Raw genomic sequence first — 21,359 nt, forward strand, 5'->3', positions numbered from 1 at the left:
CAAAGAAATAATCGTCCAGTTTGTCGCCGTGTTCTACAATGCTTCGGGAGGTGTTGGCCGCGTTACTATGAAGAGACCGGACAAGCTAAGGACAACCCCCTGGATGGCCAGAACATAGGCCGGCGCACCGAACAACACCGACAGCAGGAATACCGCCAGAATAGATAGAACGCCGGCGAGCTTGGCTTTCCGCCCGATGGCTCCATGTCGCCGCCAGTTTTCGATTAGCGGACCAAAGACAGCGTGCTGCAGAAGCCAGTTGTGCAGACGCGGTGAGGAACGCGCAAAGGCGAATGCGGCGAGCAGCACGAATGGGGTGGTCGGGAGAAGCGGCAGAAAAACACCGACTACACCGAGGCCGAGTGACACGGTGCCGACGAGGAGCCAGATCAGGCGCTTGGTTTTCCCGATCATATCAAAACCCCGCTGCGCGTGCGAGCAGGCGCAGGGCGACAAACAAAACGAGCAGGGCCGTTAGTCGTATCAGCCAGTCATCGGATGCCTTGTCGCGTCCGATCCAGACGCCGATTTGACCGCCAACAAACACCGCCGGCAACAAGGGCCAGTAGGCGAGCAAGGCGGATAGTTCGCCATGGCTCGTCAATCGCTGGGCATGACCCGCAATGCCGGCGAGCGAATTGACGAGAATGAAGAAAGCCGCGGCCGCCGCGATCTCGCGGGCGGTTCCCCATCGCGTTAAATGGAGGATCGGTGCGAGGAAAATACCACCACCAATGCCGACCAGCCCGGCCAGAAATCCGGTAGCGCCGCCAAGCAGCGGTTCTGAGCCGCGCCGCCAGCGGATGGGGGGTCCGGCGGACACCGCCGGGCGCACCACCAATGCAATGGCGGAGGCCAGCAAGGCAAGACCTAGGAGCGTTACAAACATGCGTTCCGGTACATCGACAAGTCCCCCAAACCACGCAAGGGGTATCGAAAAGGCGCACAAGCCGGCTAGCCGCCGCCATCGGATCAGCCCGGCCCGGGCAAAGCGCACGGTCGATCCCGCTACGACCGTGATGTTACAGGCCAGCGATATCGCTGGCAGGATGCCGAAGTCCGTACCCGCGAGTACCAACAATGCCGTGTAGGTTGAGCCGCCGCCAAAACCGACCATCGAATAGGCCAAAGCCGTTGCGAAGAAGAGCCCGGCAAGCCCGACCAGCGGCATCACATCTCGTCCATGAAAAGACACGCAACCGTATCGCCCGCCTTCGCGCTTGCGGCGTTGGCCGGGCGGCGTATCAGAGCATTGGCGGTGCTCAACGCCGACAAGGCGGAGGAATCCTGATTGGAAACCGGCATGATGGAGCCGCGATTCCGGTCGCACACTGCGCGCAGCAAGGCTTCACGCGATCCGTTGGCGTCCAGTGCTTCCGTCAGCACCGCCGACTGGAATACGACGCTTTCCGTGCGGCCCAGCAAGGCGTCGAGCAGCGATCTTAGGCACAGCCGCGCCATGACCATGGCCGAGACCGGATTGCCAGGCAGGCCCAGAACCCACGTCTTTCCCAGCCGACCGAACCAGGTCGGTTTTCCAGGTTTGATCGCAATTTTCTCGAAAAATGATTGCCCGCCCATAGCCCGGAATGTTTCGCGCAGATGATCGTGATCGCCCACAGAGGCTCCCCCGATTGTCAGCAGCATGTCGAAATCGGCGGCTTTCATAAGCTGCTCGCGGACTTGCGCCGGATCGTCCCGGGCGATTCCCAGATAAGCGGGTTCTCCACCCCATTGCCGAACAAGGGCGACCAATCCGGGCGCGAGTGAGTTGATAATCTGGTCGCTGTGGGGGGCCTGTCCGGGCTCGACCAGCTCGTCACCGGTAGACAAGATGGCGGTTCGCGGCTGGCGAACGACATTGAGTTCCGTCAGGCCGGCGCTGACGACAAGCGACAGTCGGCGGGGCGTGAGCTGCACACCGCGATCCAGCAGGTGGTCACCTTCGACGAAATCAATTCCCGCTTTTCGGATATGGCGCCCGGGATCGGGGGTGGCGGATGTCGTGATCCGATCGCCGGTGCGCACGGCGTTTTCCTGGATAACGATTTGATCCGCCCCATCAGGTACGGGTGCGCCAGTTGAAATCCTTTGGCATTCTCCGGCGGCGATCGCCCGGCCGCTGGCCCGACCCGCTGCGGCTTCGCCTCTGACGGTGAGCTGAACCGGAGAAGCGGCGAGGTCTGCCGACCGCACGGCATAGCCGTCCATGGCCGAGGCCGCGAAAGGCGGCTGTGTCCGGGCGGCCATTACCGGTTCAGCGAGCACCCGGCCGATCGATGCGTCAAACGCAATGCGTTCCATGGCGAGCGGGGTGACCGTCTGTTCGATGAGCGCCAATGCGTCGTCGAGCGGGATCATGGCGACTCCGTTCCCTTATCGCTCAGTCAGCCGCGGGATGAGCTCAACCAGATTGCACGGCGAATGCGTGCGGTCGAACTCATGCCGGAGGACATGATTCCAAGCGTCGCGGCAGCCACCCGAAGACCCGGGGATCGCAAACAGATAGGTGCCGCCAGCAATTCCAGCGACCGCTCTGGACTGAATGGTAGAGACACCGACCGAATGATAGCTGATCTGATGAAACACCGCGGAAAACCCGTCCATCTCCTTGTCGAATAGCGGACGCAGGGCTTCAGGCGTGACATCGCGGCCGGTTAGTCCAGTTCCGCCGGTGGCGATAACGGCATGTATCGCCGGTTCTGCAATCCAGGCCCGGCACTGGGCCTGGATGGCCTTGATGTCGTCGGCCACAATGGCGTGATCGATGATGGCATGGCCTTCCGCGGTGATTTGTTCGCGAAGCCACGGCCCCGTCTTGTCGGTTTTGGCGTCTCGTGTGTCTGAGACCGTCATTACTGCAAATCCGACGGTATCGGGAATTGCGCTCATTTACTTTCCCCCAGCCATTTCTCCGCGTTTGAATGATCGTCCGCCGTCGGCTCGATCCAGACGGACGAGTCACCGCGCCATTCCCTTTTCCAGAAGGGCGCCTGCGTTTTCAACACATCGATGGCAAAGGCGACTCCATCGAGCGCTGCGCGCCGATGTTCGGCGCCGGCCACGATATGGACGACCGGTTCGCCGGGCGGCATGCGTCCGTAACGGTGCGCGACCAAGAGATCGCTGAGGCCGAAACGGGACATTGTCGTTTCCGCGATACGCTTCAAGGCAGGGGCGGTCAGGGTTGGATGATGGACCAATTCAAGTGCATTCAGGGCGCCGCCTCCTCGGACGTGACCGGTAAAGCTAGCGACGGCACCAAGATCGGTTCCGACATTCAGCTGTGCGTTGAGTCCGGCGAGGTCCAGAGCATCACCCGAGAGGTGAATGACGGGTCGGGGCATCGTCTGTCCGAAGCGCCCAATCGTCGGCGTCACAGGATTATTTGTCGCCCGGCGGCCCATTTGAATTCCTCGATCGCATCTGCTTCTTGACAATCATCAAATTCGATAACTTGCCAAGTGACGGGAGGTCGCAGGCCATCGCGTTTTCCTTACGCGGTCAAACGATTGATATCCTGGACCATCGCCGTCGGGCGTTACAGGAGCGGAGCGATTGCAGAATTGTATCGGCGCGTCCGATCACGGCAGGCGGATCAGCATTTCACAACGATATTCGGGCCGCTCGCGAATCTCGATCCTGCCGCTATATTTGAGTTCGACCAACTGCGAAATGAGCTGCGTTCCGAAACCGCTTCCGTTGGCGCTCTTGTCGCCGGCGGGTGAGGTATCCAACCAGACAATGGAAAGACAGCGCCCCTTGTCGTCGCGGCTTAGTTTCCAGCTCAGCTGGACTTCGCCCCTGAGCGAATTCAGCGCGCCGTACTTGGCTGAATTGGTCGCCAGCTCATGCCACATCAGACCCAGGTCGAAAGCGAGATCGCCTGGCACTTCAAAATCGCGCCCGGTTACCGATATCGGACCCCCGAACGCGCAAAGCGTATCGTTGGCTAGGGCGCGGATGCTGGTCGTTTCGAACCCGCCACGGGCAATGGATGCGCAAGATCGCGCCATCGCATCAAGACGATCGGAGAAGTCCCGCTTGGCAGTCTCGACGTCATCATTGACATTGAACGACTGGCGAAAAAGCGAGCCCGCAATCTGGAACATGTTTCCGGCCCGGTGGGCCATTTCGCGTACCAGCGTTTTCTGTTCCCGGGATGCGCATTCCTGGCGCCACCGCGCCGATATCGTGTTGGCGACAGCTTGAATGAAATCGATGTCGTATTCGTTGAACTGGCGGAGCGCATTGGTATGGACGCCCAATACGCCATAGGGCGCACTATTCTCGCCGGCGATTATGACGCTCATCCCGCTGCGCACTTTGTGCTGGCGAAGCAATTGCGGGCCGGAGAAGCGGGATTCGGTTGTCAGATCGTCGACAATAACCGGACCGTCGGACATCAGCGTATAGCCGGCCTGAGAGTCTCGTTCGGTACCGACGATGGCTTCACCGACGAGACCGTCTTGCCAACCGACACCGGCGCGCAGCAGGAGCAAGCTTCGATCTTCGGTGATTTCGAGGACTTTCGTCATCGGCAGCCCGAGCGTTTCAGCGAGCGTTTCCGTCAGGTGCTGCAGGAAAACACCGAAGTCCGCGGTTGAGAGCGCTGCAGTGCCGATCTGGGCGAGCGCGCGTTGCTGGCAAAGCAGCTGGTGGTTCTCGGTCACGTCCCGCGAAATGATAAGATAACCGGTTTGTTGGCCGTCTTCATTATATGTCGCAGTGAGCACTTCGTCCCAATAGGAGGCATGGCCGGATGGGCTCGTATAGAGTCCGGTAAAGCGCCCGGAGCCGGACCTGTCGGCTTCGGCAGCTGCAGCTCGCGCCTTCTGGCTGTCCTTTCCAGACCAGAGTCCGAAGTAAGACTGGCCCAGGACTTGTTCGGGGGCTTTGACTTCGAGACTGTCGCATCCGCATTGGTTGATGCGGCGCAGGGCCCCATCCTTGTCCACGAGCTTTACGGAATCGAGACTATGCAGAAACAGGCTATCGTAGGCAGCTTCGCGCCGCTCGACAGCGAATGCCGCTAACTCGTCGTCAAGCGACGCTTCAGCCTTGGTCTCGATTGCCATTAACGGATCTCCCGTCCGCGCCAATCTGGTGTCGATCGGCGGCTTCAATCCCGTCAAAAACCAGCGGGTTCTTGTCCAGCTGAGAATTGAAACGCCAAGTTCCGAGCGTTGCTATTCCTGCAACACCTAAATCATAGCGTGTTTTCCAATGGTTGCCATAGGAAAACAGCATGGAACCGCTGGCAGGAAAGGGCGTTTCACTCGCGACTGACGTAACAGGAGCGAATTCCATGACCGACATATTTGACCGTATCAAGCAGGACCACGACGCGGCACGCGAACTGGTCAAGCAGATCGAGAGCACGACCGATCGCGCGGCCAAGAAACGCGAAGCGCTGTTCGAGAAATTCAAACTCGAGCTATGGACGCACAATAAAATCGAAGAAGCGACCTTTTATTCGAAGCTGGAGCAAAAGGGCGACCGCAAGGAATCGCTCGAAGCGAAGAATGAGCACCATGTGCTGAATTCGATGATCGAAGAGCTGGACACCATGCCGAAGGACAATCCGGAATGGGGCCAGAAATTCCACACCATGGCCGAGATCCTCGAACATCACATGGATGAAGAGGAGGACGAGTTCTTCGAGCTTGGCCGCAAGGAGTTCAGCGAGGACGAGGCGGAGAAACTCGGTGAGCAGTTTGACTCGCGCAAGAAGGTCGTGAAGCCGGCGCTGTCTGACGTCGACTGAACATGACGAGAGCGGGGCCGTCCAATCCGGACGGCCTCCCATTTCCAGGAACCGGGCTCATGTCGAGCAAAACCGAATTCAAGGGCCGGGTTGTTCTGACCTATGGCCGGAGCCTGATGGCGCTGAGCGCAGCTCAGGTTCTGCATGACCACGACATCGAGGTGATAGGTAGCGATTCCCTCGACCTGACGGTCCTCCAATGCTCGCGGCACTGCGCCGACTACTTCATCTATCGAAACCCCAACGACGATCCGGAAGGCTTTATCGACGACCTACTGGAGGCCATTGAGGAGCATCGACCGGAAGATGATCGGCCTTATGTGTTGATGCCCCTGTTCACCGAAACAGCGGTAATCGCCCGTCACGCGGAACGCTTCGAGGGGAAGATACGACTTGCTTTGCCAAGTCTTTCCAGCATCGAGATGGTGGAGCCGAAATCAGCGCTGGCTGAGTCCGCCAAGGCGGCGGGCGTTACTGCGCCGGAAACGTATCACCCAAAATCGATTTCGGCGGTCCACGATTTGACGAGGCAGCTGTCATATCCGGTGCTGACAAAGCCGATCGTCGGCGTTGGCGGGCGCGGTATCAAGAAGCATGGCTCGGCAAACGAGCTTGAGGCCTTTTATGCCGAGCACACGCCAGAGGACGACAAGTGGCCGATCATTCAAAAGGCTGTCGACGGGAAGGATTATTGTTTCTGCGCGCTTTGCCGCGATGGCGAGATCGTCGCCCACATGGCTTACCGCAATCTGCAATCCTATCCCCGGGATACGGGTGCCGGTGTCCTGCGCGAGACCGTTGATGATGCACCGTTCCTGGAAGAGGCCAAAACCCTCCTGAAGCATCTCAACTGGAATGGGGTCTGTGAGATCGATTACCGCTGGAGCGGAGATGAGACCGACACGCCCTATCTTATTGAGGTAAATGCCCGCTATTGGGCCGGGCTGTTCCACTCGATCGCCAGCGGGGTTGAATTTCCCTGGTTACACTACCAGTCGACGGTTGGTGATGAGGTGGATCAAGTCCGCGAACCCAAGATCGGCCAAAAGAGCAAGATTCCGCTGCTCTGGCTGGTCGCGCTGGCGCAGGACATCGCTGAAAAGGATGATTATACGACTCGCCTGTCGCAAGCCCTGCACGAGAATGTGGAAGAAACCGGTCTGGCGAAGAAAATGTTCGACATTACGCGCTCGGCGCTCGACATTCCGCGTTTGGCCCGCTTCATCGGCGAAATTCTCGAAGCCCGGGAAGGGCTTGGCGAGGCATCGGCCGATGATTTCATACTCCCCGAGGATCCCAAGGCGGCGCTCGGCGTGTTATTCATTGCCACCAGTCTGATCCGGACCGGAAAACTGCCGCCCGAGCTGAAACAGGATTAGGTCGCAATGGGTCGACCCCGTATTGGCATCACCAAGCCGGCCAGAGGCGAATGGTTTGTGCATACTGCCATATCGATTGGCATCAGGATGGCGGGCGGAAACCCTATGACGCTGTCCGAGAAACATCGACGGAGCCCGTCAGACGTCGATGGGCTGGTATTCAGTGGTGGGCTCGACCTTAATCCCAGCCTCTACGATACCGATCCGGATCCGCACACGGCTTACGATGACGGCCGGGATGAATTCGAAATGGCCTGGGCGAAGAGAGGCTGGGAATCCGGTTTGCCCATGTTGGGTATTTGCCGCGGTGCGCAGCTGATGAACGTCTCGCGGGGCGGCGATCTGATCCAGGTCGTCGATGAAGAAAACGCATCGCATTATCCCAACGGACCCATTGGTTACACGCTATTCCGCAAGGACATCGAGGTGAAGCCGAAAACCCGGCTATTGTCGATCTTCCGGCGCCACCAGGTGAAGGTAAATTCCCTGCACCGGCAGGCCGTCAACCGGGCCGGCGATGGCTTGAAAGTGTCGGCTTGTGAGATTGGTGGCGGTGGAGTTCAGGCGATTGAAGCCGAAGACAATCGCTTCGTTGTTGGTGTCCAGTTTCACCCTGAATTGCTGATCTACCGGCGCGACATGATGCGCTTGTTCTCTGCCTTGGTTGATGCGAGCCGGCTGCTGCCGACCCCGGCATGAAAAGGGCGGATCGCAATGGATCCGCCCTTGTCGCCAGCATATCGCGGCCGGTCAGCAGCTGCGATACTGACCATTGCGCCAGTACGTGCAGCCGTCACCACGATTGATGTAGTAATAGCGGTCGGCGCGTTGATCGTAATACAGTTCCGAGTGCCGGTTGTTGGATTGGCTCCAGGGGCAGGTGCCGTCCTGTTCACAGCCAACGGCGGCGCCTCCGGCGGCACCGATGGCGGCACCGATCAGGGCGCCCTGCTGCGCGTCCCCGCTACCAGTGTTATTCCCGATGACGGCGCCCGCGGCCGCGCCCAGTGCGGCGCCCGCAGCGGCATTGCGTGCCGTGTTCGGGGAGTTGGCGCATGCAGTCAGCGCCAGACCGGCACCGAACACAACAGCGAGTTTAAAGACCTTCATCACGATCTCCCTAGTTAATTCGTGTATGATGACAACGTTCCGCCAATCCGCTTTGTTCCAGCCATGATGTGAAAATTCCACGGGCTTCGCGTCCACATTCGACAACCGCCGCAGCAACCGATAGGTCTAGTCCCGCGGCAATGTGAAGGACCGGTCTTGGCCAACTATTTCGACTTCGCCAATCTCACGCTGACCGAAATTCTTCTGCGGCTGCTCGCTGCCACGATTCTCGGCGGGGCGCTCGGCATTGAGCGCCAGAGGCAGGGGAAGCCGCTGGGCATCCGGCCTTTCGTCTTGGTCGCTGTCGGGAGTTGCCTCGCGGTGCTCGCGTCGATCGAGTTCGGATTTGTGGCCGATGCCGACGAAACGCTGAACATGGATCCGGCCAAGGTGATCGGCGGCATCCTGGGCGGAATCGGTTTTCTCGGTGCCGGGGCGATGTTCCGGAGCGAGGGGCATGTCCGCGGTGCGGCCACGGCCGCCATGGTTTGGATGACAGGCGCTGTTGGTATCGCTTGCGCGATCGGGTACTTGGTGCCCGCTGCCTTCGCGGTCAGTATCGCGCTCTTGACGCTGCTGTTTACCCGGCCAGCGCGTATGGACGACCCGAATAACAAAGAGGGCGGCTGAACGCCGCCCCCCCTGCAGAACTAATGCTTTACCGCCGGTTAGCGATCGGTCCCGGGATCGGCGTCTTCCAGATCATCGGTGTAGTGGTCACCTTCGATCGGGTCCTCGTCACTGAGAGGATAAGCCGACGCTTCGTCTTCATCAAAATCGGCAATAAGTTCAAATTCCGCTGCGGAGACATCGATCATCACAACCGGGCCGTCCTCGGTAAGCTCTGGCGAAAAGTTCTCACGTGTGATCAGGGTCTCGTGACCGCCAATGTCGAGAAAGCCGCCATGCTCGACCACGATAGCGTCGACATTGCCGTTCGCGTCGAGACGCACCCGTTCAACCTCACCGATGTCGATATTGTCATTGGTGCGCACGCGCGCTTCGATCCAATCGTGATCATCGGTGTATGGCGCCCGATCCAGATCGGCATTGTCCCAGATCTCGGCGAGAAATTCGCCGGTGGCTTCGATGCCTTCTTCGACCTGGTTGGCGGCGTTATCCGGTTCCGGCGTAACGTGGTCGTCCGCCATCGTGGCCGACGCCATCGCGAACGCGGTGGTCGAAATCAGAAAGACTTTCATGGGGAGGTTCCTTCCGGGTTGGAGAATTGGATGCCTGTTTAGCCCGCGAGCGCCAGATCGAGGCCGCGGGATTCCCGGGCCTGATCCATTACGTCGAACATATCAGCGAGAATTCCGCTGCGCGGCGATACGGTGTCACGGGTCGCCACGAGATCGATACGGAAGCGGTGATTCTCGTAGCGGATTTCTCGCGGCAACTGCCATTCCTGGATATCGCCAATCCCAATGGCCGAAAGCTTTTCGCGTTCACTCTGCGGCAGGCTCTCGAGGTCGGCCGCGGCCATCAGCCTTTGCAAGTGCCATTGATGGTCGGGCGTCATTTCACGCTTAATGCCGTCCTTGAGCTTAGTGAAACCGAGCGAAGCCGGCAGATTCAGCTTGCCCGGATGGCTGTCCGCCCAGTCGGCAAGCGCCGCAGCGGATTCGAATGCCAGCGGGACCACTTCCTTAACGGCAAAAGCGGCCAGCGGTTTGATTGACTCCGGCATGTGCGGCCGGCCTCCCGTGGCGACCTGCTCCCCGGGAAGGATATCGGCAATGCGCCGCAGCCATTTTTGCACCCCCGGCCAGGAATCGGCTTTGCCCGCGATATGCCGGCTATGCCGCCACAAGACTGAAGCGGGACCTTGCATCGCGATGTCGGCGCGCGTGACGCTGGAACCGAGCAGGAAAGGTCCTTTCGAGAGCCGGGCTTCCAGCAAGTCAAGCACCGTCTTTAAATGCGCCTGGACGTCAGCCTTCTGCTCCGGATCGAATCCGGACCGTGCGAGCCGACGGCAGGTTTGGCGGAAAATCCGATTGGCCAGCGTCGATCCAGCGTCTTCCACATCGTCGGAGCCAGCCATCTCGGCAATTCGTGCCGTAAAGTCCGCCGGCGATTCCGCCGCGAGATTGGCTTGTACGAGGGGGCCGAACGACTTGGCAGCGAACATCTCCAGTAAGACGCCGACGATCTGCGCCGACGGTGTGGTCAGCGGCACGATGCCGCCTCTCCGCCGTTCCAACTGGTCGACGATAGCGGTCTCATTAGACAGAGTATGGTTGTCGGGCGTGACGAGAAGCGGCAAGGCGATACGGCCCAGTCGCGCTTTGACTTCGCTGCGCAGTACGGATCTGTCCGCGAAGGTCAGGGTGTGCGGAATGTTTTTCCACTGCAGATAGCGGCGTAAATGGGCGAACGCCGTCGAATGCGGCGTTCCGATCAAGCGGTAGGCATTCATGGCCGTGCTCCAGAGCTAGCTGCCGGAATTTCCGTCTCAGCGAAGGCCAGTCCTTCGTGCTGCGACTGGAAAAAGAAAACCGATGCAGCAAAAGCCGCGAATGCGAGCGCGAGCGCCGTCATGCGATTCGTTGGGTTCGATTTCCTCGGCATAAAAATTCTCCGTTGATGACACCCAAACGCGCGGTCGATGACGTGGTTCCATTCCCGCGATCAGATTCGGGTGGCTGCTGTGGTGTTCGGGCCACGGCGTCAGTACGGCCAGGCAGGCTTGAAACGAAAATGGCGCGCCGAGGCGCGCCAGTGGGTTTCGTAACTGAGGGATGTACCCGGCTACCGGACAAGCGCAGGGGGACAGTGGGGAGGGAAATGCGCTCCGGCAGCCGGGTCGTGGAGTAGAACGCCGAGACTCTGATCCGGTTCCCGGCGTCCCGCATCTTTTTCCGCTAGACCGGAGGCCGGCCTCTCGCCGCTTCTTGTACGCCTCTGAAAATGATCAGCACGATTGCGATGAAGAAAAGGACTTTCGCGATCAGGGCAGCGGTACCCGCCAAGGCGAAGAACCCGAAATAAGCCGCGATAATCGCTGCGATGGCAAAGACGAGCATATAACCGAACATGTCGCACTCCTTTCGTTTGACATGGCAAAGAAACGGTCCGTGCCCGCGAACGTTCCATATTTGACGGTACCGTTTTGCGGAACCGAATCGGGAATGCCGCGTTGCTTTCTCCGAATTCGGAGGAATGACGATGCGCAAGACATTGATGATCGGGGTGGCAGCCATCTTTACCGGCGCGTTTGCGACAACCGGCGCTGATGCTCCCGAACACTTCCACGTTAATCCCGACTACCTCGTCGGCCTAGACGAAGTTGCGGTGGATGACTTGTTCACAGCCCGCGCTGCCAGCGCGCTTGGCGATGCCACTGGGTCGATCGAACGCTTCTATTTGGATGATAATGGTCAAATCGAAGCCCTGCGGATCCGCTGGAACACCGGCATGTTCGACGAAAGCTTCACGCTGACCCAGCCGGCCGAGCGCTTCGCTTTCGATTCCGATACCGGCCTGATCTTAGCTGATGCCGAAGTTGCCCGGCTTGCCGAATGGGCCGCGGAGGATGAGCGTCTGGAGCGCACGTCCAATGGTATCGACATTGAGCGCGTTTCGCCGGCCCGCCTTCATGGCAGCAGCGTCCAAGCCGCCAATGGCCGTACGATGGGCCGCGTCGTTGATTTCGAGTACGCGCCAAATGGCGAGCTTGACCAGATTATTCTCGTACAACGCCAAGGATTATTCCGCCGCGTTGTCCGCACCGAAATTCCAGCGGAGCAGGTTCGCTGGTCTGTACGGGAACAGGCTGTGCGCCTTGTGACCCCCACTTCCGCCTAACCCCTGGAGCTAATTAAAGGAGCCAATCATGCTTGGATGGGCACTTCTCTTTTTCCTTCTGGCCGTCGCCGCTGCCGTCTTCGGTTTCGGCGGACTGTCAGCCACGTTCGCAGGCGTCGCTCAGATCCTGTTCGTCGTCTTCATTCTCCTGTTTTTGGCGTCGCTTGTCGTACGCCTGTTCTCCGGCGGCCGACGGGTTTAGTGGCGCCCGCCAGATCAAGACAATCAGAAAGGAAAACCAAATGAAACGCTTGCTTGTTTTCGGTGTCGCACCGATTGCCGCGCTTGTCTTGGCCGCCTGTGAAGAGGACGGCCCGCTGGAAGAAGCCGGCGAAGATCTCGACGATGCAGTCGAGGAGTTGGAAGATACGGCCGAAGAAGCCGAAGGCTAAAACCGGCTCACAGCTAGTACAAAAAAACCCGCCTCAATCGAGGCGGGGTTTTCTTTATCAGGTGATCGTGACGGCCTAGTCGGCGGCGTCCTGAATGGTCTCGCCAGCTTCTTCGACGTCCTGGCCAGCGCCACGGATGGTGTTGCAGGCGGTCAGTGACATCGCAAACAGCATAGTTGCGGCGATTGTGAGAAACTTCTTCATAGGGGTCTCCAATTTGACTGCGACAGGAGCTAAACGCCGTTGGCAACGCGCCGGTTCCCGCACACCGTCTAATCGTCTTCCACTGGTTCGACCGGGAATGTGATTGACGCAAACGCGCCGCCGGATTTGTCATTGCCGCGCTCAACCTTTCCATCGAGTTGGATGGCAAAAGCATCAAATAAAGAGGTGCCGACGCCGCGATAGGTATTCGTCTCGTCGAGGCCGGGGCCATTGTCTGCGACGGTCACGCAAATGGCCGGGCTGCCGTCCTCCATTTTGTCTTTCAGCAATACCACGCTGATAACCTGACCGTCCGTGTCATCGGTAAACGCGTGTTTGTAAGCGTTGGTCATGGCTTCGGTGATGAACATTGAGAGCGGTACGGCCTGGTCGGTGGTGAGCTGTTCATCATCCAGTTCCGTATGGAATGCGAGATCCACGCGGAAGATTTCACCGGTCGATGCCTCATGTGTGAGATCTGCGAGTTCTTTAATAAAGGGCGATATCTCGATCCGGGTCAGGTTTTCGGCCTCGTAGAGATTGCGGTGGATCATCGCGAGCGCATTGATCCGTGATTGCGCTTCGCGCAATGCGCGGCCGGACTCCCCGTCGCGCAATCGACCCAGCTGCAAATTGATGAGGCTGGTGATGATCTGAAGATTGTTTTTCACGCGATGGTGGACTTCGCGGATCAGCATCTGTTTCTGATCGATCGATTCCTGTAATTCCTCGTCACGTTCCCTGATGCGCGTCGCCATCCATTTAAGCGAGTCGGCGAGCTCGCGGATTTCCGCCGGCGCTTTAGAAGCGCGTTCCGGAAAGAGATCATAGCGCCCCATTCCGTAAAGCCGTGCAAATCGCCGGATATATCGGAGCCATCTCAGGACGAGGAAATCCGAAGCAATCCAGATCACGACAAGCGATAGGAGCCACATCAGGATGGGCAGCACGATCGAGGCGGTGATGTTTATGTTTTGCCACGCGAAAAACGGGATGGCGGGTTGAGCAATCAATACGAATACGTCGTCGTCGATGACCTGGCCCAAGGCGAGTGTTTGAGTGGCTCCGGTCAAACTCTCAGTTTCAAATATGATGTGGCCTGATTCCGCCGCCTGCCTGAGATACTCGAGATCGACATTATTGACTTCTAGGTGCTGACGCTGGGTCAGTACCCGCCCGGATCGATCGACGATCCCAGCCAGATGACCCGTGTCTTCGCGCGCTTGCAACCCCAGCTGCTCAAGCAAGGAAATGCTGACGCCGGTGACGATGATGCCGTCCGGGTCCGGGCTGTCATCAACGGGGATCGCCAAAACAAGAACGCCTTGATTGCTGACAGGACCAATACGCGCCCGGCCGATGCTGAAAACGTCGCCCCGCATCACCGCACGGAACCAGTCGGTGTTTGCCACATTGAGACCGTCCGGCACCGGCATTCCCGAACACCGCGTCGTGCCGTCAGAATTCACAATTGCGATATTTGTGTAGGCGTTGTCGGTCGCATTGAGACGCGACAGAAACGCATCGCACTCGGCTGGGTTGTCCACAATAACCGGTACTTCACGCACGGCTTCCATCAGATCACGGACGCCGCCGATCAGCATCGCCTGATCGTGGGCGAACAGTCTAAGCGTGGAAATAAGTTCCGTACGGCGGGCCTGACTCTGCTCCCGCGCTTCAATGAATGTCTGCACGGCCGCAAGGGCAAATACCGGCGCCAGCGCCAATCCGATAATCGCCATGAGGCGAACCCGAAGGCCCAGAAGGCGCTTCGTCTCGCCTTCGGTCTCAGCCATGCTCGGCGGCCAGTGACTGGGCCTCGGCGATGATGTCGTCGGCTGCCGACATGGCGTCCTTGCCGGATTTCCTGTTTCCGCTTGCTGCGCCGCTTTCGATCAATTCCGCGAGGGCAATTCGAGCGCGATTTACGCGGCTTTTGATCGTGCCCAAAGCGCAACCGCATATCTCAGCGGCTTCATCGTAAGAAAATCCGCCTGCGCCGACGAGGATAAGGGCTTCGCGTTGTTCGTCCGGCAGCGATTTGAGGGCGGAGCGCAGATCCGCCAAATCCAGCGCCGCGGATTGACCTTCATTCATGGGCATCATGTTGTCGGCGATTTCTGCAGACGTCTCGGATTTACGCCAGAGTTTGCGCCGTTCCGAATAAAAGTGGTTGCGCAGGATCTGAAAGACCCAGGCTTTGAGGTTTGAGCCTTCTTGGAAGCTGTCGCGGGCTTTCCATGCTTTGACGAGGCTTTCCTGCGCCAAATCGTCGGCCTCAACCGGGTCTTTGCACAGGCTGTGCGCAAAGGCGCGCAGATGCGGGGTCAGCTCCGTGAGCTGCTTGATGAATTCCGGCGATTTCGGGGACGCCTCAGCTTTACTGTTGCTCGGCATTTTTCTCACCTTCCCCGTCGTCATCGAGCTTGCTCAACAAATCGATGAACTCATCCGGTAAAGGCTCATTCGCCACATCGTCGTAAATCTGACGCAGCCGGTTCCCGATGATCTTGGCAGAATCGGTGCCCCGGACGACGCCTTTGCCGTCCGCCGATTCCTTCAATTTCTTCTTGCTACGCGTCATGGGTTAGTTACCGGCTGTTTGCGGGCGAGTGCCATGGATTAAATCACGAATTCAATCGTAATAACAATCGCCGCGGAAATTGGTTCCAATGTGACCCCAGAAAAAGTACATAAAACGCCGCTGTTGTGGAACCGTTACGGTACTTCAACGTTTTCTTAGGAACCATTAACGGGATCGGACGGGCAATTTCCAATGAGCCAAGCTGAAAAGATTGCACCGCATCTGCCATATTTGCGGCGCTTCGGTCGCGCCCTGACCGGATCGCAAGAGTCCGGCGATGCCTGCGTCCGCAGCACCTTGCAGGCGCTTATCGAAGATCGCTCGGTGCTCGACAGTGTGCTGGAGCCCCGAACTGCGCTTTACCGAGTTTTTTGCGCCGTTTGGTCCACCAGTGTTGCGTTGGTCGAAGACCGGGGAACGGACAGTGCGGACGACGCCATGTCCGACAACATTACGCCACGTCTGACGCGTATCCCGCCCAAATCGCGTGCGGCGCTGTTGCTGACCACAATGGAAGGCTTCAGCGAACGCGATGCGGCCCAGGTGCTTTCGACGGAACCCGAAGAAATCAAAAAATCGGTCAAGGAAGCCCTCAACGACATTCAGAAAATGACGAAGACAGATGTCTTCATCATTGAAGATGAGCCGATTATCGCGGCGGATCTGAAAGCGACGGCCGAAAGCTTGGGGCACAATGTGATCGGCATGGCGCGGACCCGCGATGAAGCGGTCAAAGGCGCGCTGGATACCAATCCTGGACTGATCCTTGCCGATATTCAGCTTGCCGATGACAGCTCGGGCATCGACGCGGTCCAGGACATCATGCAGTCCCACGCTTGTCCGGTGATCTTCATCACCGCCTTCCCGGAGCGGCTGCTGACAGGCGAGCGGCCTGAGCCGACCTACCTGATTACCAAGCCTTTCCGGCCTGAAACCGTGAAGGCCGCGATCGGTCAGGCACTGTTTTTCGCCTGACCGACCCGCCACGTCTGCGATTTTAGATCAGAAGTGTCGCCAGGTGTTTGGCCGCTCGTGCAGCGAGCGCGGGCTGTCTGGCGACGATGAAGCTCAGCCCGGCGAGCGCGCTCAGGGTTCCAACCGGGTTGTTCTCGACCGCCATGCGCAGCGCTGAGACCGGGCTGTCGGGTTGGCGTTTCTGCTCGCGGCGGGCGATGATCCGCTCGGCAATGAGAGCCGCGCCCATCAATGTGAGCAGGAAAAGTGAGACAGCCGCCGCGGCGGCGATGGCACCGTATTCGGCTGCAAGCGCCATGAACAGCGCGGTCAGGCCGAAGCCAGCGGCAACAAGGCCGCTGGCCACTGCCAGTATGACCAGAAGGGTTCGCATGGCTTAGCGCCGGGCGATCGTCGCGGCGATGAAGCCCGCTCCAAGGGCGGCGGCGCACGCCACCAGCGGATTGTCGCGAATGTAGTCGCGACCTTGTTCGACCAAGCGTTCGCCTTCGCGCAGTGTGGCGTCACGCGTATCCTTGACGGTTTCGACACCCGCCTTGGTTTCCGACTTCGCGTAGGACCCGATATGGGCAATCAGCGAATCGACGTCTTCGCGCAACGCTTTCAGATCGTCGGCAATATCCTCGGCAGAGTTTTCAACCTCTTTGCGGGCGGTCTTCGCGGTCGTGCTCGACTTGGTACGTGGCATTTCGTGCCTCCTTTGCTTGGTATTGGAACGTCTGAAACCGCGTCTGGTTTCATTTATCGGGTGCAGATTTTCCCTGGGTCAGATCACGCAGATGTTTCCGGTAGGTGCCCGGATCCGTCAGCCGGAGCAGTTTCTGGCTTTGATGGGGCAGCCGGGCCGCCAGCGTTCGCAAGGAAATGTTGAGCAGGCTGTAGCGTTCGCGCAGACCCATAACGGTTCGCCGGACACGGCGATCGGCTGCGGAGAGCATGGCCACCCCGCTTGCGAAGACGGGTGCGCCGAATGGTACGGGTGTGACGGTCAGCAAGATGCCGGTGATGGCCAACAGGCCGGCGCCGATGGTCGCCCGCAGTCGCTTTATCCGGCGCTGCCGGGCGGTCCGTATTTTTTCGACGAACTTCATGACAAATAAATCGCCAGTTCGATCGATTGGTTCCAACAGTGCGCGCGGAACAGTTCGGGATGCTCACCGTTTCATCCGGCATGGACCTGAACATGGAAAACTGGATCACGCTGGGGCGCTGGTATGCGGCGATCAGCGGTATCGTCGCCGCATTCACCGTCGCGCATCGGCCGGACCGCAAATGGATGGTCGCGGCATTCGCGCTCTTTCTGTCGTCATCCGCGACTTGGGTGGTGACCGGGCTTCTCGAATCGGATCCGGCGATCGCGGCGCAGAATTTTGCGCTCAGCGCCATCAATGCATGGGGGGTCTATCGCTGGGCGAGGCGAAAAGACGACGGGCAGGGAACGAAGTCCTGAAGGCCGCGTTCCCTTTTTGAAGTCAACTACGGAGAGTGAGACGTGACCACGCACACCCCATCGAACGAGGGAACCAAGGACATCATCCGGATATTGCTGGCAATTCTGCTGCCGCCGCTAGGCGTTTTCTTGCAGGTCGGACTGGGCGTGCATTTCTGGATCAACCTGATCCTGACCCTCCTCGGCTATATTCCGGGTATTATTCACGCCGTCTGGATCATTCTGCGCCGATAGGCAGTCTCGCCGACCAAGCTGAAACGCCCCGCCGGGAGGTGGGGCGTTTTTCTTTGGGCCCGGTCGTGTCACCAGCTTAGCTGATAGGTCATGCCGAGGAAGTGGCTGTCATCAGACCATTCGCGAGCGGCTGCGAAGGCCGTGCGCTCCTGACGGACATAGCCGAGCGTGACCAGCGCCCGATCGCCGACCGGCGTCGCCATGCCGGCGTAACCGTCGGCCACGGAGACACTTCCACCCCGGTACAAGAGAGCTGCGCCCGTCGCGCCCGGGCTTATCTCGAGACGTTCGTTCTCAAACCCGACAACGAAACGCCAACCCGCGCTATCGGGCACAGCGCGGCCAGTGGGATGAAATTCGAAGCTCAAGCCCAGCTGGCTGACATCCAATGCTTCCGAGCGGGGCAGGGGCTGGGGGCGTGCCAGGCGTTGTAGTCGATTCTGTGCTGTGCGGGTGGTCGGCTCGGCCTGCCAGTATTCTGTTTCAAGACCGAATACGGATTCGGAGCGGTTGGCGTAGGACCAGTTGACGGCGAAATGGCTGAGCCCGGAGTCGAGCGCCGGCTGCGACTGCAATGCGGCGGCGAGAATGAGCGATGAAATCGTCAAGGTCGGTCTCCGGTTCGTTTATTCCCGCGGCGTATTCAACGCGTCGAAATACTCGCACTGCACGGCGCCGGGCGCTGAATGAATCCGCTGATCGTCGATCGTGTTGTCGGCCGCGATAACGACACGCAAGAAGCATCCCTGTACGGGCTCGGTCGAGAACTCCTGTGCCGGGTCGGGCAGCGGCGCGTTGCGGGCCGACTCCCAGGTCAACACGCTGCGGCCATCGGCAAGGATCTCCATGCGGGACGGTTCGCCGAGCCGCGCATAGAGATCGTCGATATCGGCGATTGCCATCACATTCGAGGCACCGGCCGTATCCATGGCGCACGCCGGCAGGGCGAATGCCATTGCAGCCACCGAGGCGGATAGGACAGTTCTCATTTCTTCCTCCCGAATGAGGCGTCGTGCATGCTTAGGAAACGCGATGACGCCGATCCGGTTCCGCAGGGATTGGTCTGGCAGGCTTCGCTGCGGCGTTGCTTGCTGCCCTGACGCGTTGCGTCTAAGCCTGTCGCCGGACCGCGGGCATTCGGCGCAGCGGCAGACAAGGGGGGGGCAGGGATGCGCTACGCAACGGTATTGGCCGGACTGGCTTTCATGGCAGGGTGCGCCGCCGCACAAGATCAGGCAGATGATGCCTTGGCCGGCGAAGTGACTGACGCGCGTCCGCGGGTGGACTTCCCGCTCATGCTTGAGACCGGCGATATCGTCACGCTGACGACATCCTCGGACGAGAATTTCGATACGATCCTGACATTGACCGGACCGGATGGTCGCGTCCTGGCAGAGAATGACGACATGTCGCCTGGCACGCTGCAGTCGCAAATCGTCGTGCAGGCGACGGCCACAGGCCGCTACACCGTGTCGGTTACCGGATATGGCGGTTCGACCGGCGCGTTCGAACTCAACATTGAGGAGGGTGTTGATTTCGGCCTGTCGTCGGCCGCGCGCACTGTGACAGAAGATATCGTGGCGCTGAGCGCTTCGGCACCGACAGAGCGTCTGACCGTTGACCTCGTATCTGACGATATCCTGGTTGCCACGACGTTCGCCCTCACCGGCGGTTTGGATACGGTGTTGTCGCTGACCGGCCCCGACGGGATGGTGGTCAGTCAGAACGATGATCGCGGCGATGGTACGCTGAACTCACAAATCGTGTTTCAGGCCGATCAGGCAGGCCGGTATATGGTCGAGATCGGGTCTTTTGCCGGAAATGAGACCGGTGATCTGGTGATATCGCTGGCTATCGATCCGAATGCCGAAGTGCCCTTCGATTTCAGTTCGATCGAGGGACAACAGTTTGCTGAGCACAGCGGCCGCATCGGCAATGACCAGCCGAGTCGGAGCTATCCGGTCCCGTTGGAGGAAGGTCAGACGCTGTATGCCTATGCGGACGCAATAAGCGGCGATCTGGACACGTTGCTGCGACTGTCGGCTCCCGATGGACACCCGGTGGCTGTCAATGATGACCGGGGCGACGGTTCGCTCAATTCCGCCATTGCCTACACTGCTTTGCAATCGGGTACCTATACGCTGGAAATGAGCCGGTATCAGGGAAGCCAGACAAGCGGCGAATTCGCGCTCATCCTGTCATTTGTCGAACCGGATATTGTCGATCTCCTGCAGGAATTGCGGGAACGCGTGATCACGCTGAGCGGCGAAGTCCAGACCCTTCAGACAAACGATTTCCTCGTGCACTACACTTTGGAAGGCGATGATGAGTCGTCGCGCGAATATGCTGAATCCGTTGGCATTGCGCTTCAAGAAATCTACGACATTCAGATCGGGCAAATGGGTTGGTCGGAACCGATCCGAGACGATGACGGGCTGTATCGCGTGTTCATCGCCGATGCCGGCGGCTCGCTGGGAGTTGCATATCCTGTGGAAGTCGTGTTCGACAATCCCAACACAGCCGATGTCCGCGAAACCGAGGCGGCGCGCGCGATCTTCCTCGTCGAGAACGATTTTCTCGGACTGGGCAAGGAAGCCTCCCCGCACAGCCTGATGCGGGCGACGGCGACGCACGAATTCAATCATATCGTCCAATACGGTTACGATGCCGAGGAAGAGCTGGGCTGGCTGTACGAGTCGACGGCGTCGTGGATCGAAACCGTGACGGTCGGTGCCGATCAGGATGCCACCGACTATGTCGAAACCGATTTTCGTTCACCCCACACGTGCTGGACGACAACGGATGGCGGCTTCAATTATTCGCAATGGACGCTGTTGCAGTCGATCGCGGATGTTCATGGCAATGACATGATTGTGCGGTTCTGGGAGAGCAGCGTCGCGAATGAAGGATTCGAGACCATGGCCGCCCCGCTGCGGCAGGCAGGCACTTCAATCCCGGATGTCATCCAGCGTTGGCGCGCCCAGAATTTCGCCCGTGATTACAATCTTGCCCCGCATTTCAACGTGACGGTGGCGCCCCGCGCCTCGATCTCCGATACCGGACCCTGGCAGTCGAAGGGCGGGCTCGAACAACTTGGTGCCAACTATATCGAGCTTGACCTCGACGGCGCATTGGAAATCTCGATTGATGGCGATGATGGGCTGGAAGTGATGGCCATGGGCGTCACTGACGAGAATGTCGATATCGTGCCGCTGGGCCGATCCGGCGGCATAGATACCGGCGCTTACAACGAGATGTGGCTGATGGTGTTCAACCGCGCCATGCCCAGCGCGCCCGGCGACTGCAGTGGAGTTGGTTACAGCCTCGACATCCGGCCAATGACGGGCACCGTTTCACCGGTGGCTTACCGTTTCGATGCCCGGCATTTCGAGGCGCCACAGGAGACATCAGAAGGTGATTTGTAGCGTAGGCTAACGGGGCGCGGCTGGCGCCT

General features: G+C 59.3%; 31 protein-coding genes. 11 read left to right on the forward strand and 20 right to left on the reverse strand.

Translation table 11 applies throughout. The features are described 5' to 3' along the window. Positions 1-33: 33 nt before the first annotated feature. The 7 genes from ACO08C_RS09400 to ACO08C_RS09430 all read right to left on the reverse strand — a co-directional run bounded on the left by ACO08C_RS09400 (position 34) and on the right by ACO08C_RS09430 (position 5,319). Entirely contained in the window at positions 34-414 is a 381-nt protein-coding gene (locus ACO08C_RS09400; protein ID WP_421785157.1) for a YbaN family protein, read from the reverse strand. A 1-nt stretch (position 415) separates the two neighbouring features. Further along, complete coding sequence (locus tag ACO08C_RS09405) at positions 416-1,171, reverse strand: sulfite exporter TauE/SafE family protein (RefSeq protein WP_421788691.1); 756 nt, start codon at positions 1,169-1,171, stop codon at positions 416-418. After that, a complete protein-coding gene (gene glp, locus ACO08C_RS09410; RefSeq protein ID WP_421785159.1) occupies positions 1,171-2,361 on the reverse strand; it encodes a gephyrin-like molybdotransferase Glp in 1,191 nt (396 codons plus the stop codon). The genes ACO08C_RS09405 and glp overlap by 1 nt, the downstream gene beginning before the upstream one ends. A 15-nt stretch (positions 2,362-2,376) precedes the next feature. Continuing rightward, positions 2,377-2,892, reverse strand: a complete 516-nt coding sequence (moaB, locus tag ACO08C_RS09415; RefSeq protein ID WP_421785160.1) for a molybdenum cofactor biosynthesis protein B — start codon at positions 2,890-2,892, stop codon at positions 2,377-2,379. After that, positions 2,889-3,347, reverse strand: coding sequence for a molybdenum cofactor biosynthesis protein MoaE (locus ACO08C_RS09420; protein ID WP_421785162.1), 459 nt, complete (start codon positions 3,345-3,347; stop codon positions 2,889-2,891). Before ACO08C_RS09420 ends, moaB begins: the two co-directional genes overlap by 4 nt. Before the next feature lie 237 nt (positions 3,348-3,584). Then, entirely contained in the window at positions 3,585-5,078 is a 1,494-nt protein-coding gene (locus tag ACO08C_RS09425) for a GAF domain-containing protein (protein WP_421785164.1), read from the reverse strand. After that, entirely contained in the window at positions 5,056-5,319 is a 264-nt protein-coding gene (locus ACO08C_RS09430; RefSeq protein WP_421785166.1) for a hypothetical protein, read from the reverse strand. The genes ACO08C_RS09425 and ACO08C_RS09430 overlap by 23 nt, the downstream gene beginning before the upstream one ends. Between ACO08C_RS09430 and ACO08C_RS09435 the strand changes: the two genes are divergently transcribed. From ACO08C_RS09435 to ACO08C_RS09445, 3 genes are all read left to right on the forward strand, one after another. Continuing rightward, the gene (locus ACO08C_RS09435) at positions 5,309-5,767 is read left to right on the forward strand and encodes a hemerythrin domain-containing protein (RefSeq protein WP_421785167.1); all 459 of its coding nucleotides are present in this window, start codon (positions 5,309-5,311) and stop codon (positions 5,765-5,767) included. The two genes, ACO08C_RS09430 and ACO08C_RS09435, sit on opposite strands and share 11 nt — an antisense overlap. A 59-nt stretch (positions 5,768-5,826) precedes the next feature. Further along, complete coding sequence (locus tag ACO08C_RS09440) at positions 5,827-7,146, forward strand: ATP-grasp domain-containing protein (protein WP_421785169.1); 1,320 nt, start codon at positions 5,827-5,829, stop codon at positions 7,144-7,146. Positions 7,147-7,251: 105 nt separating this feature from the next. Then, entirely contained in the window at positions 7,252-7,845 is a 594-nt protein-coding gene (locus ACO08C_RS09445) for a gamma-glutamyl-gamma-aminobutyrate hydrolase family protein (RefSeq protein WP_421785171.1), read from the forward strand. 51 nt (positions 7,846-7,896) lie between these two features. Here ACO08C_RS09445 and ACO08C_RS09450 read toward each other — a convergent pair whose 3' ends face one another. Beyond that, complete coding sequence (locus ACO08C_RS09450; RefSeq protein WP_421785173.1) at positions 7,897-8,256, reverse strand: glycine zipper domain-containing protein; 360 nt, start codon at positions 8,254-8,256, stop codon at positions 7,897-7,899. Between the two features lie 156 nt (positions 8,257-8,412). On the opposite strand from ACO08C_RS09450, the gene ACO08C_RS09455 reads away from it, so the two are divergent. Further along, positions 8,413-8,886 carry an MgtC/SapB family protein gene (locus ACO08C_RS09455; protein ID WP_421785175.1) on the forward strand — a complete coding sequence of 158 codons (474 nt, stop codon included), beginning with the start codon at positions 8,413-8,415 and terminating at the stop codon, positions 8,884-8,886. 38 nt (positions 8,887-8,924) lie between these two features. Here the strand turns inward: ACO08C_RS09455 and ACO08C_RS09460 are convergent, their stop codons facing one another. The 3 genes from ACO08C_RS09460 to ACO08C_RS09470 all read right to left on the reverse strand — a co-directional run bounded on the left by ACO08C_RS09460 (position 8,925) and on the right by ACO08C_RS09470 (position 11,297). Next, on the reverse strand, positions 8,925-9,458 hold the full coding sequence (locus tag ACO08C_RS09460; RefSeq protein WP_421785176.1) for a PRC-barrel domain-containing protein: 534 nt from the start codon (positions 9,456-9,458) through the stop codon (positions 8,925-8,927). A 38-nt stretch (positions 9,459-9,496) separates the two neighbouring features. Further along, positions 9,497-10,678: a glutathione S-transferase family protein gene (locus tag ACO08C_RS09465; protein WP_421785178.1), complete on the reverse strand. Its 1,182-nt coding sequence runs from the start codon at positions 10,676-10,678 to the stop codon at positions 9,497-9,499. Positions 10,679-11,123: 445 nt separating this feature from the next. After that, positions 11,124-11,297, reverse strand: coding sequence for a DUF1328 family protein (locus tag ACO08C_RS09470; protein WP_421785180.1), 174 nt, complete (start codon positions 11,295-11,297; stop codon positions 11,124-11,126). A gap of 130 nt (positions 11,298-11,427) precedes the next feature. Here ACO08C_RS09470 and ACO08C_RS09475 point away from each other — a divergent pair, with 130 nt between their 5' ends. Genes ACO08C_RS09475 through ACO08C_RS09485 form a run of 3 tightly spaced genes read left to right on the forward strand, consistent with a single transcriptional unit; the run spans position 11,428 to position 12,458 of the window. After that, a complete protein-coding gene (locus ACO08C_RS09475; protein WP_421785182.1) occupies positions 11,428-12,066 on the forward strand; it encodes a hypothetical protein in 639 nt (212 codons plus the stop codon). A 28-nt stretch (positions 12,067-12,094) separates the two neighbouring features. Next, positions 12,095-12,268 (forward strand): DUF1328 domain-containing protein, encoded by a 174-nt coding sequence (locus ACO08C_RS09480; RefSeq protein ID WP_421785183.1) that lies wholly within the window; start codon positions 12,095-12,097, stop codon positions 12,266-12,268. A 40-nt stretch (positions 12,269-12,308) separates the two neighbouring features. Next, positions 12,309-12,458 carry a hypothetical protein gene (locus ACO08C_RS09485; RefSeq protein ID WP_421785184.1) on the forward strand — a complete coding sequence of 50 codons (150 nt, stop codon included), beginning with the start codon at positions 12,309-12,311 and terminating at the stop codon, positions 12,456-12,458. Between the two features lie 75 nt (positions 12,459-12,533). On the opposite strand, the gene ACO08C_RS09490 is transcribed toward ACO08C_RS09485, so the two are convergent. The 4 genes from ACO08C_RS09490 to ACO08C_RS09505 all read right to left on the reverse strand — a co-directional run bounded on the left by ACO08C_RS09490 (position 12,534) and on the right by ACO08C_RS09505 (position 15,246). Beyond that, the gene (locus ACO08C_RS09490) at positions 12,534-12,662 is read right to left on the reverse strand and encodes an entericidin A/B family lipoprotein (RefSeq protein WP_421785186.1); all 129 of its coding nucleotides are present in this window, start codon (positions 12,660-12,662) and stop codon (positions 12,534-12,536) included. A gap of 68 nt (positions 12,663-12,730) precedes the next feature. Further along, positions 12,731-14,389 (reverse strand): sensor histidine kinase, encoded by a 1,659-nt coding sequence (locus tag ACO08C_RS09495; RefSeq protein WP_421785188.1) that lies wholly within the window; start codon positions 14,387-14,389, stop codon positions 12,731-12,733. 61 nt (positions 14,390-14,450) lie between these two features. Next, positions 14,451-15,059 carry a sigma-70 family RNA polymerase sigma factor gene (locus tag ACO08C_RS09500; RefSeq protein WP_421785190.1) on the reverse strand — a complete coding sequence of 203 codons (609 nt, stop codon included), beginning with the start codon at positions 15,057-15,059 and terminating at the stop codon, positions 14,451-14,453. Then, positions 15,043-15,246 carry a NepR family anti-sigma factor gene (locus ACO08C_RS09505; protein WP_421785192.1) on the reverse strand — a complete coding sequence of 68 codons (204 nt, stop codon included), beginning with the start codon at positions 15,244-15,246 and terminating at the stop codon, positions 15,043-15,045. Before ACO08C_RS09505 ends, ACO08C_RS09500 begins: the two co-directional genes overlap by 17 nt. A gap of 192 nt (positions 15,247-15,438) precedes the next feature. Between ACO08C_RS09505 and ACO08C_RS09510 the strand changes: the two genes are divergently transcribed. After that, positions 15,439-16,221 carry a response regulator gene (locus ACO08C_RS09510; RefSeq protein ID WP_421785193.1) on the forward strand — a complete coding sequence of 261 codons (783 nt, stop codon included), beginning with the start codon at positions 15,439-15,441 and terminating at the stop codon, positions 16,219-16,221. Positions 16,222-16,243: 22 nt separating this feature from the next. On the opposite strand, the gene ACO08C_RS09515 is transcribed toward ACO08C_RS09510, so the two are convergent. From ACO08C_RS09515 to ACO08C_RS09525, 3 genes are read right to left on the reverse strand one after another with little or no spacing between them, the layout of a single operon-like run. Further along, on the reverse strand, positions 16,244-16,594 hold the full coding sequence (locus ACO08C_RS09515; RefSeq protein ID WP_421785195.1) for a hypothetical protein: 351 nt from the start codon (positions 16,592-16,594) through the stop codon (positions 16,244-16,246). 3 nt (positions 16,595-16,597) lie between these two features. Next, positions 16,598-16,909, reverse strand: a complete 312-nt coding sequence (locus ACO08C_RS09520; RefSeq protein WP_421785197.1) for a DUF883 family protein — start codon at positions 16,907-16,909, stop codon at positions 16,598-16,600. A 49-nt stretch (positions 16,910-16,958) separates the two neighbouring features. Beyond that, on the reverse strand, positions 16,959-17,312 hold the full coding sequence (locus tag ACO08C_RS09525; RefSeq protein ID WP_421785198.1) for a hypothetical protein: 354 nt from the start codon (positions 17,310-17,312) through the stop codon (positions 16,959-16,961). 59 nt (positions 17,313-17,371) lie between these two features. Here ACO08C_RS09525 and ACO08C_RS09530 point away from each other — a divergent pair, with 59 nt between their 5' ends. Both ACO08C_RS09530 and ACO08C_RS09535 read left to right on the forward strand, forming a co-directional pair. Further along, entirely contained in the window at positions 17,372-17,671 is a 300-nt protein-coding gene (locus tag ACO08C_RS09530) for a hypothetical protein (protein ID WP_421785200.1), read from the forward strand. Positions 17,672-17,713: 42 nt separating this feature from the next. Continuing rightward, positions 17,714-17,905 (forward strand): YqaE/Pmp3 family membrane protein, encoded by a 192-nt coding sequence (locus tag ACO08C_RS09535; RefSeq protein ID WP_421785202.1) that lies wholly within the window; start codon positions 17,714-17,716, stop codon positions 17,903-17,905. A 68-nt stretch (positions 17,906-17,973) separates the two neighbouring features. Here ACO08C_RS09535 and ACO08C_RS09540 read toward each other — a convergent pair whose 3' ends face one another. Both ACO08C_RS09540 and ACO08C_RS09545 read right to left on the reverse strand, forming a co-directional pair. Continuing rightward, a complete protein-coding gene (locus ACO08C_RS09540) occupies positions 17,974-18,513 on the reverse strand; it encodes a hypothetical protein (RefSeq protein ID WP_421785203.1) in 540 nt (179 codons plus the stop codon). 18 nt (positions 18,514-18,531) lie between these two features. Further along, positions 18,532-18,894 carry a hypothetical protein gene (locus ACO08C_RS09545; protein WP_421785205.1) on the reverse strand — a complete coding sequence of 121 codons (363 nt, stop codon included), beginning with the start codon at positions 18,892-18,894 and terminating at the stop codon, positions 18,532-18,534. A 180-nt stretch (positions 18,895-19,074) separates the two neighbouring features. On the opposite strand from ACO08C_RS09545, the gene ACO08C_RS09550 reads away from it, so the two are divergent. Beyond that, on the forward strand, positions 19,075-21,330 hold the full coding sequence (locus ACO08C_RS09550) for a DVUA0089 family protein (protein ID WP_421785207.1): 2,256 nt from the start codon (positions 19,075-19,077) through the stop codon (positions 21,328-21,330). Positions 21,331-21,359 lie beyond the last annotated feature (29 nt).

Origin of the sequence: Hyphobacterium sp. (genome assembly GCF_965229905.1) — a bacterium.
GTDB lineage: Bacteria > Pseudomonadota > Alphaproteobacteria > Caulobacterales > Maricaulaceae > Hyphobacterium.

Coding starts and splice junctions, on each gene's coding strand:
- ACO08C_RS09400 (WP_421785157.1), bottom strand. CDS start 414: ATGATCGGGAAAACCAAGCGCCTGATCTGGCTCCTCGTCGGCACCGTG.
- ACO08C_RS09405 (WP_421788691.1), bottom strand. CDS start 1,171: ATGCCGCTGGTCGGGCTTGCCGGGCTCTTCTTCGCAACGGCTTTGGCC.
- glp (WP_421785159.1), bottom strand. CDS start 2,361: ATGATCCCGCTCGACGACGCATTGGCGCTCATCGAACAGACGGTCACC.
- moaB (WP_421785160.1), bottom strand. CDS start 2,892: ATGAGCGCAATTCCCGATACCGTCGGATTTGCAGTAATGACGGTCTCA.
- ACO08C_RS09420 (WP_421785162.1), bottom strand. CDS start 3,347: ATGCCCCGACCCGTCATTCACCTCTCGGGTGATGCTCTGGACCTCGCC.
- ACO08C_RS09425 (WP_421785164.1), bottom strand. CDS start 5,078: ATGGCAATCGAGACCAAGGCTGAAGCGTCGCTTGACGACGAGTTAGCG.
- ACO08C_RS09435 (WP_421785167.1), top strand. CDS start 5,309: ATGACCGACATATTTGACCGTATCAAGCAGGACCACGACGCGGCACGC.
- ACO08C_RS09430 (WP_421785166.1), bottom strand. CDS start 5,319: ATGTCGGTCATGGAATTCGCTCCTGTTACGTCAGTCGCGAGTGAAACG.
- ACO08C_RS09440 (WP_421785169.1), top strand. CDS start 5,827: ATGTCGAGCAAAACCGAATTCAAGGGCCGGGTTGTTCTGACCTATGGC.
- ACO08C_RS09445 (WP_421785171.1), top strand. CDS start 7,252: ATGACGCTGTCCGAGAAACATCGACGGAGCCCGTCAGACGTCGATGGG.
- ACO08C_RS09450 (WP_421785173.1), bottom strand. CDS start 8,256: ATGAAGGTCTTTAAACTCGCTGTTGTGTTCGGTGCCGGTCTGGCGCTG.
- ACO08C_RS09460 (WP_421785176.1), bottom strand. CDS start 9,458: ATGAAAGTCTTTCTGATTTCGACCACCGCGTTCGCGATGGCGTCGGCC.
- ACO08C_RS09465 (WP_421785178.1), bottom strand. CDS start 10,678: ATGAATGCCTACCGCTTGATCGGAACGCCGCATTCGACGGCGTTCGCC.
- ACO08C_RS09470 (WP_421785180.1), bottom strand. CDS start 11,297: ATGTTCGGTTATATGCTCGTCTTTGCCATCGCAGCGATTATCGCGGCT.
- ACO08C_RS09475 (WP_421785182.1), top strand. CDS start 11,428: ATGCGCAAGACATTGATGATCGGGGTGGCAGCCATCTTTACCGGCGCG.
- ACO08C_RS09480 (WP_421785183.1), top strand. CDS start 12,095: ATGCTTGGATGGGCACTTCTCTTTTTCCTTCTGGCCGTCGCCGCTGCC.
- ACO08C_RS09485 (WP_421785184.1), top strand. CDS start 12,309: ATGAAACGCTTGCTTGTTTTCGGTGTCGCACCGATTGCCGCGCTTGTC.
- ACO08C_RS09490 (WP_421785186.1), bottom strand. CDS start 12,662: ATGAAGAAGTTTCTCACAATCGCCGCAACTATGCTGTTTGCGATGTCA.
- ACO08C_RS09500 (WP_421785190.1), bottom strand. CDS start 15,059: ATGCCGAGCAACAGTAAAGCTGAGGCGTCCCCGAAATCGCCGGAATTC.
- ACO08C_RS09505 (WP_421785192.1), bottom strand. CDS start 15,246: ATGACGCGTAGCAAGAAGAAATTGAAGGAATCGGCGGACGGCAAAGGC.
- ACO08C_RS09510 (WP_421785193.1), top strand. CDS start 15,439: ATGAGCCAAGCTGAAAAGATTGCACCGCATCTGCCATATTTGCGGCGC.
- ACO08C_RS09515 (WP_421785195.1), bottom strand. CDS start 16,594: ATGCGAACCCTTCTGGTCATACTGGCAGTGGCCAGCGGCCTTGTTGCC.
- ACO08C_RS09520 (WP_421785197.1), bottom strand. CDS start 16,909: ATGCCACGTACCAAGTCGAGCACGACCGCGAAGACCGCCCGCAAAGAG.
- ACO08C_RS09525 (WP_421785198.1), bottom strand. CDS start 17,312: ATGAAGTTCGTCGAAAAAATACGGACCGCCCGGCAGCGCCGGATAAAG.
- ACO08C_RS09530 (WP_421785200.1), top strand. CDS start 17,372: ATGCTCACCGTTTCATCCGGCATGGACCTGAACATGGAAAACTGGATC.
- ACO08C_RS09545 (WP_421785205.1), bottom strand. CDS start 18,894: ATGAGAACTGTCCTATCCGCCTCGGTGGCTGCAATGGCATTCGCCCTG.
- ACO08C_RS09550 (WP_421785207.1), top strand. CDS start 19,075: ATGCGCTACGCAACGGTATTGGCCGGACTGGCTTTCATGGCAGGGTGC.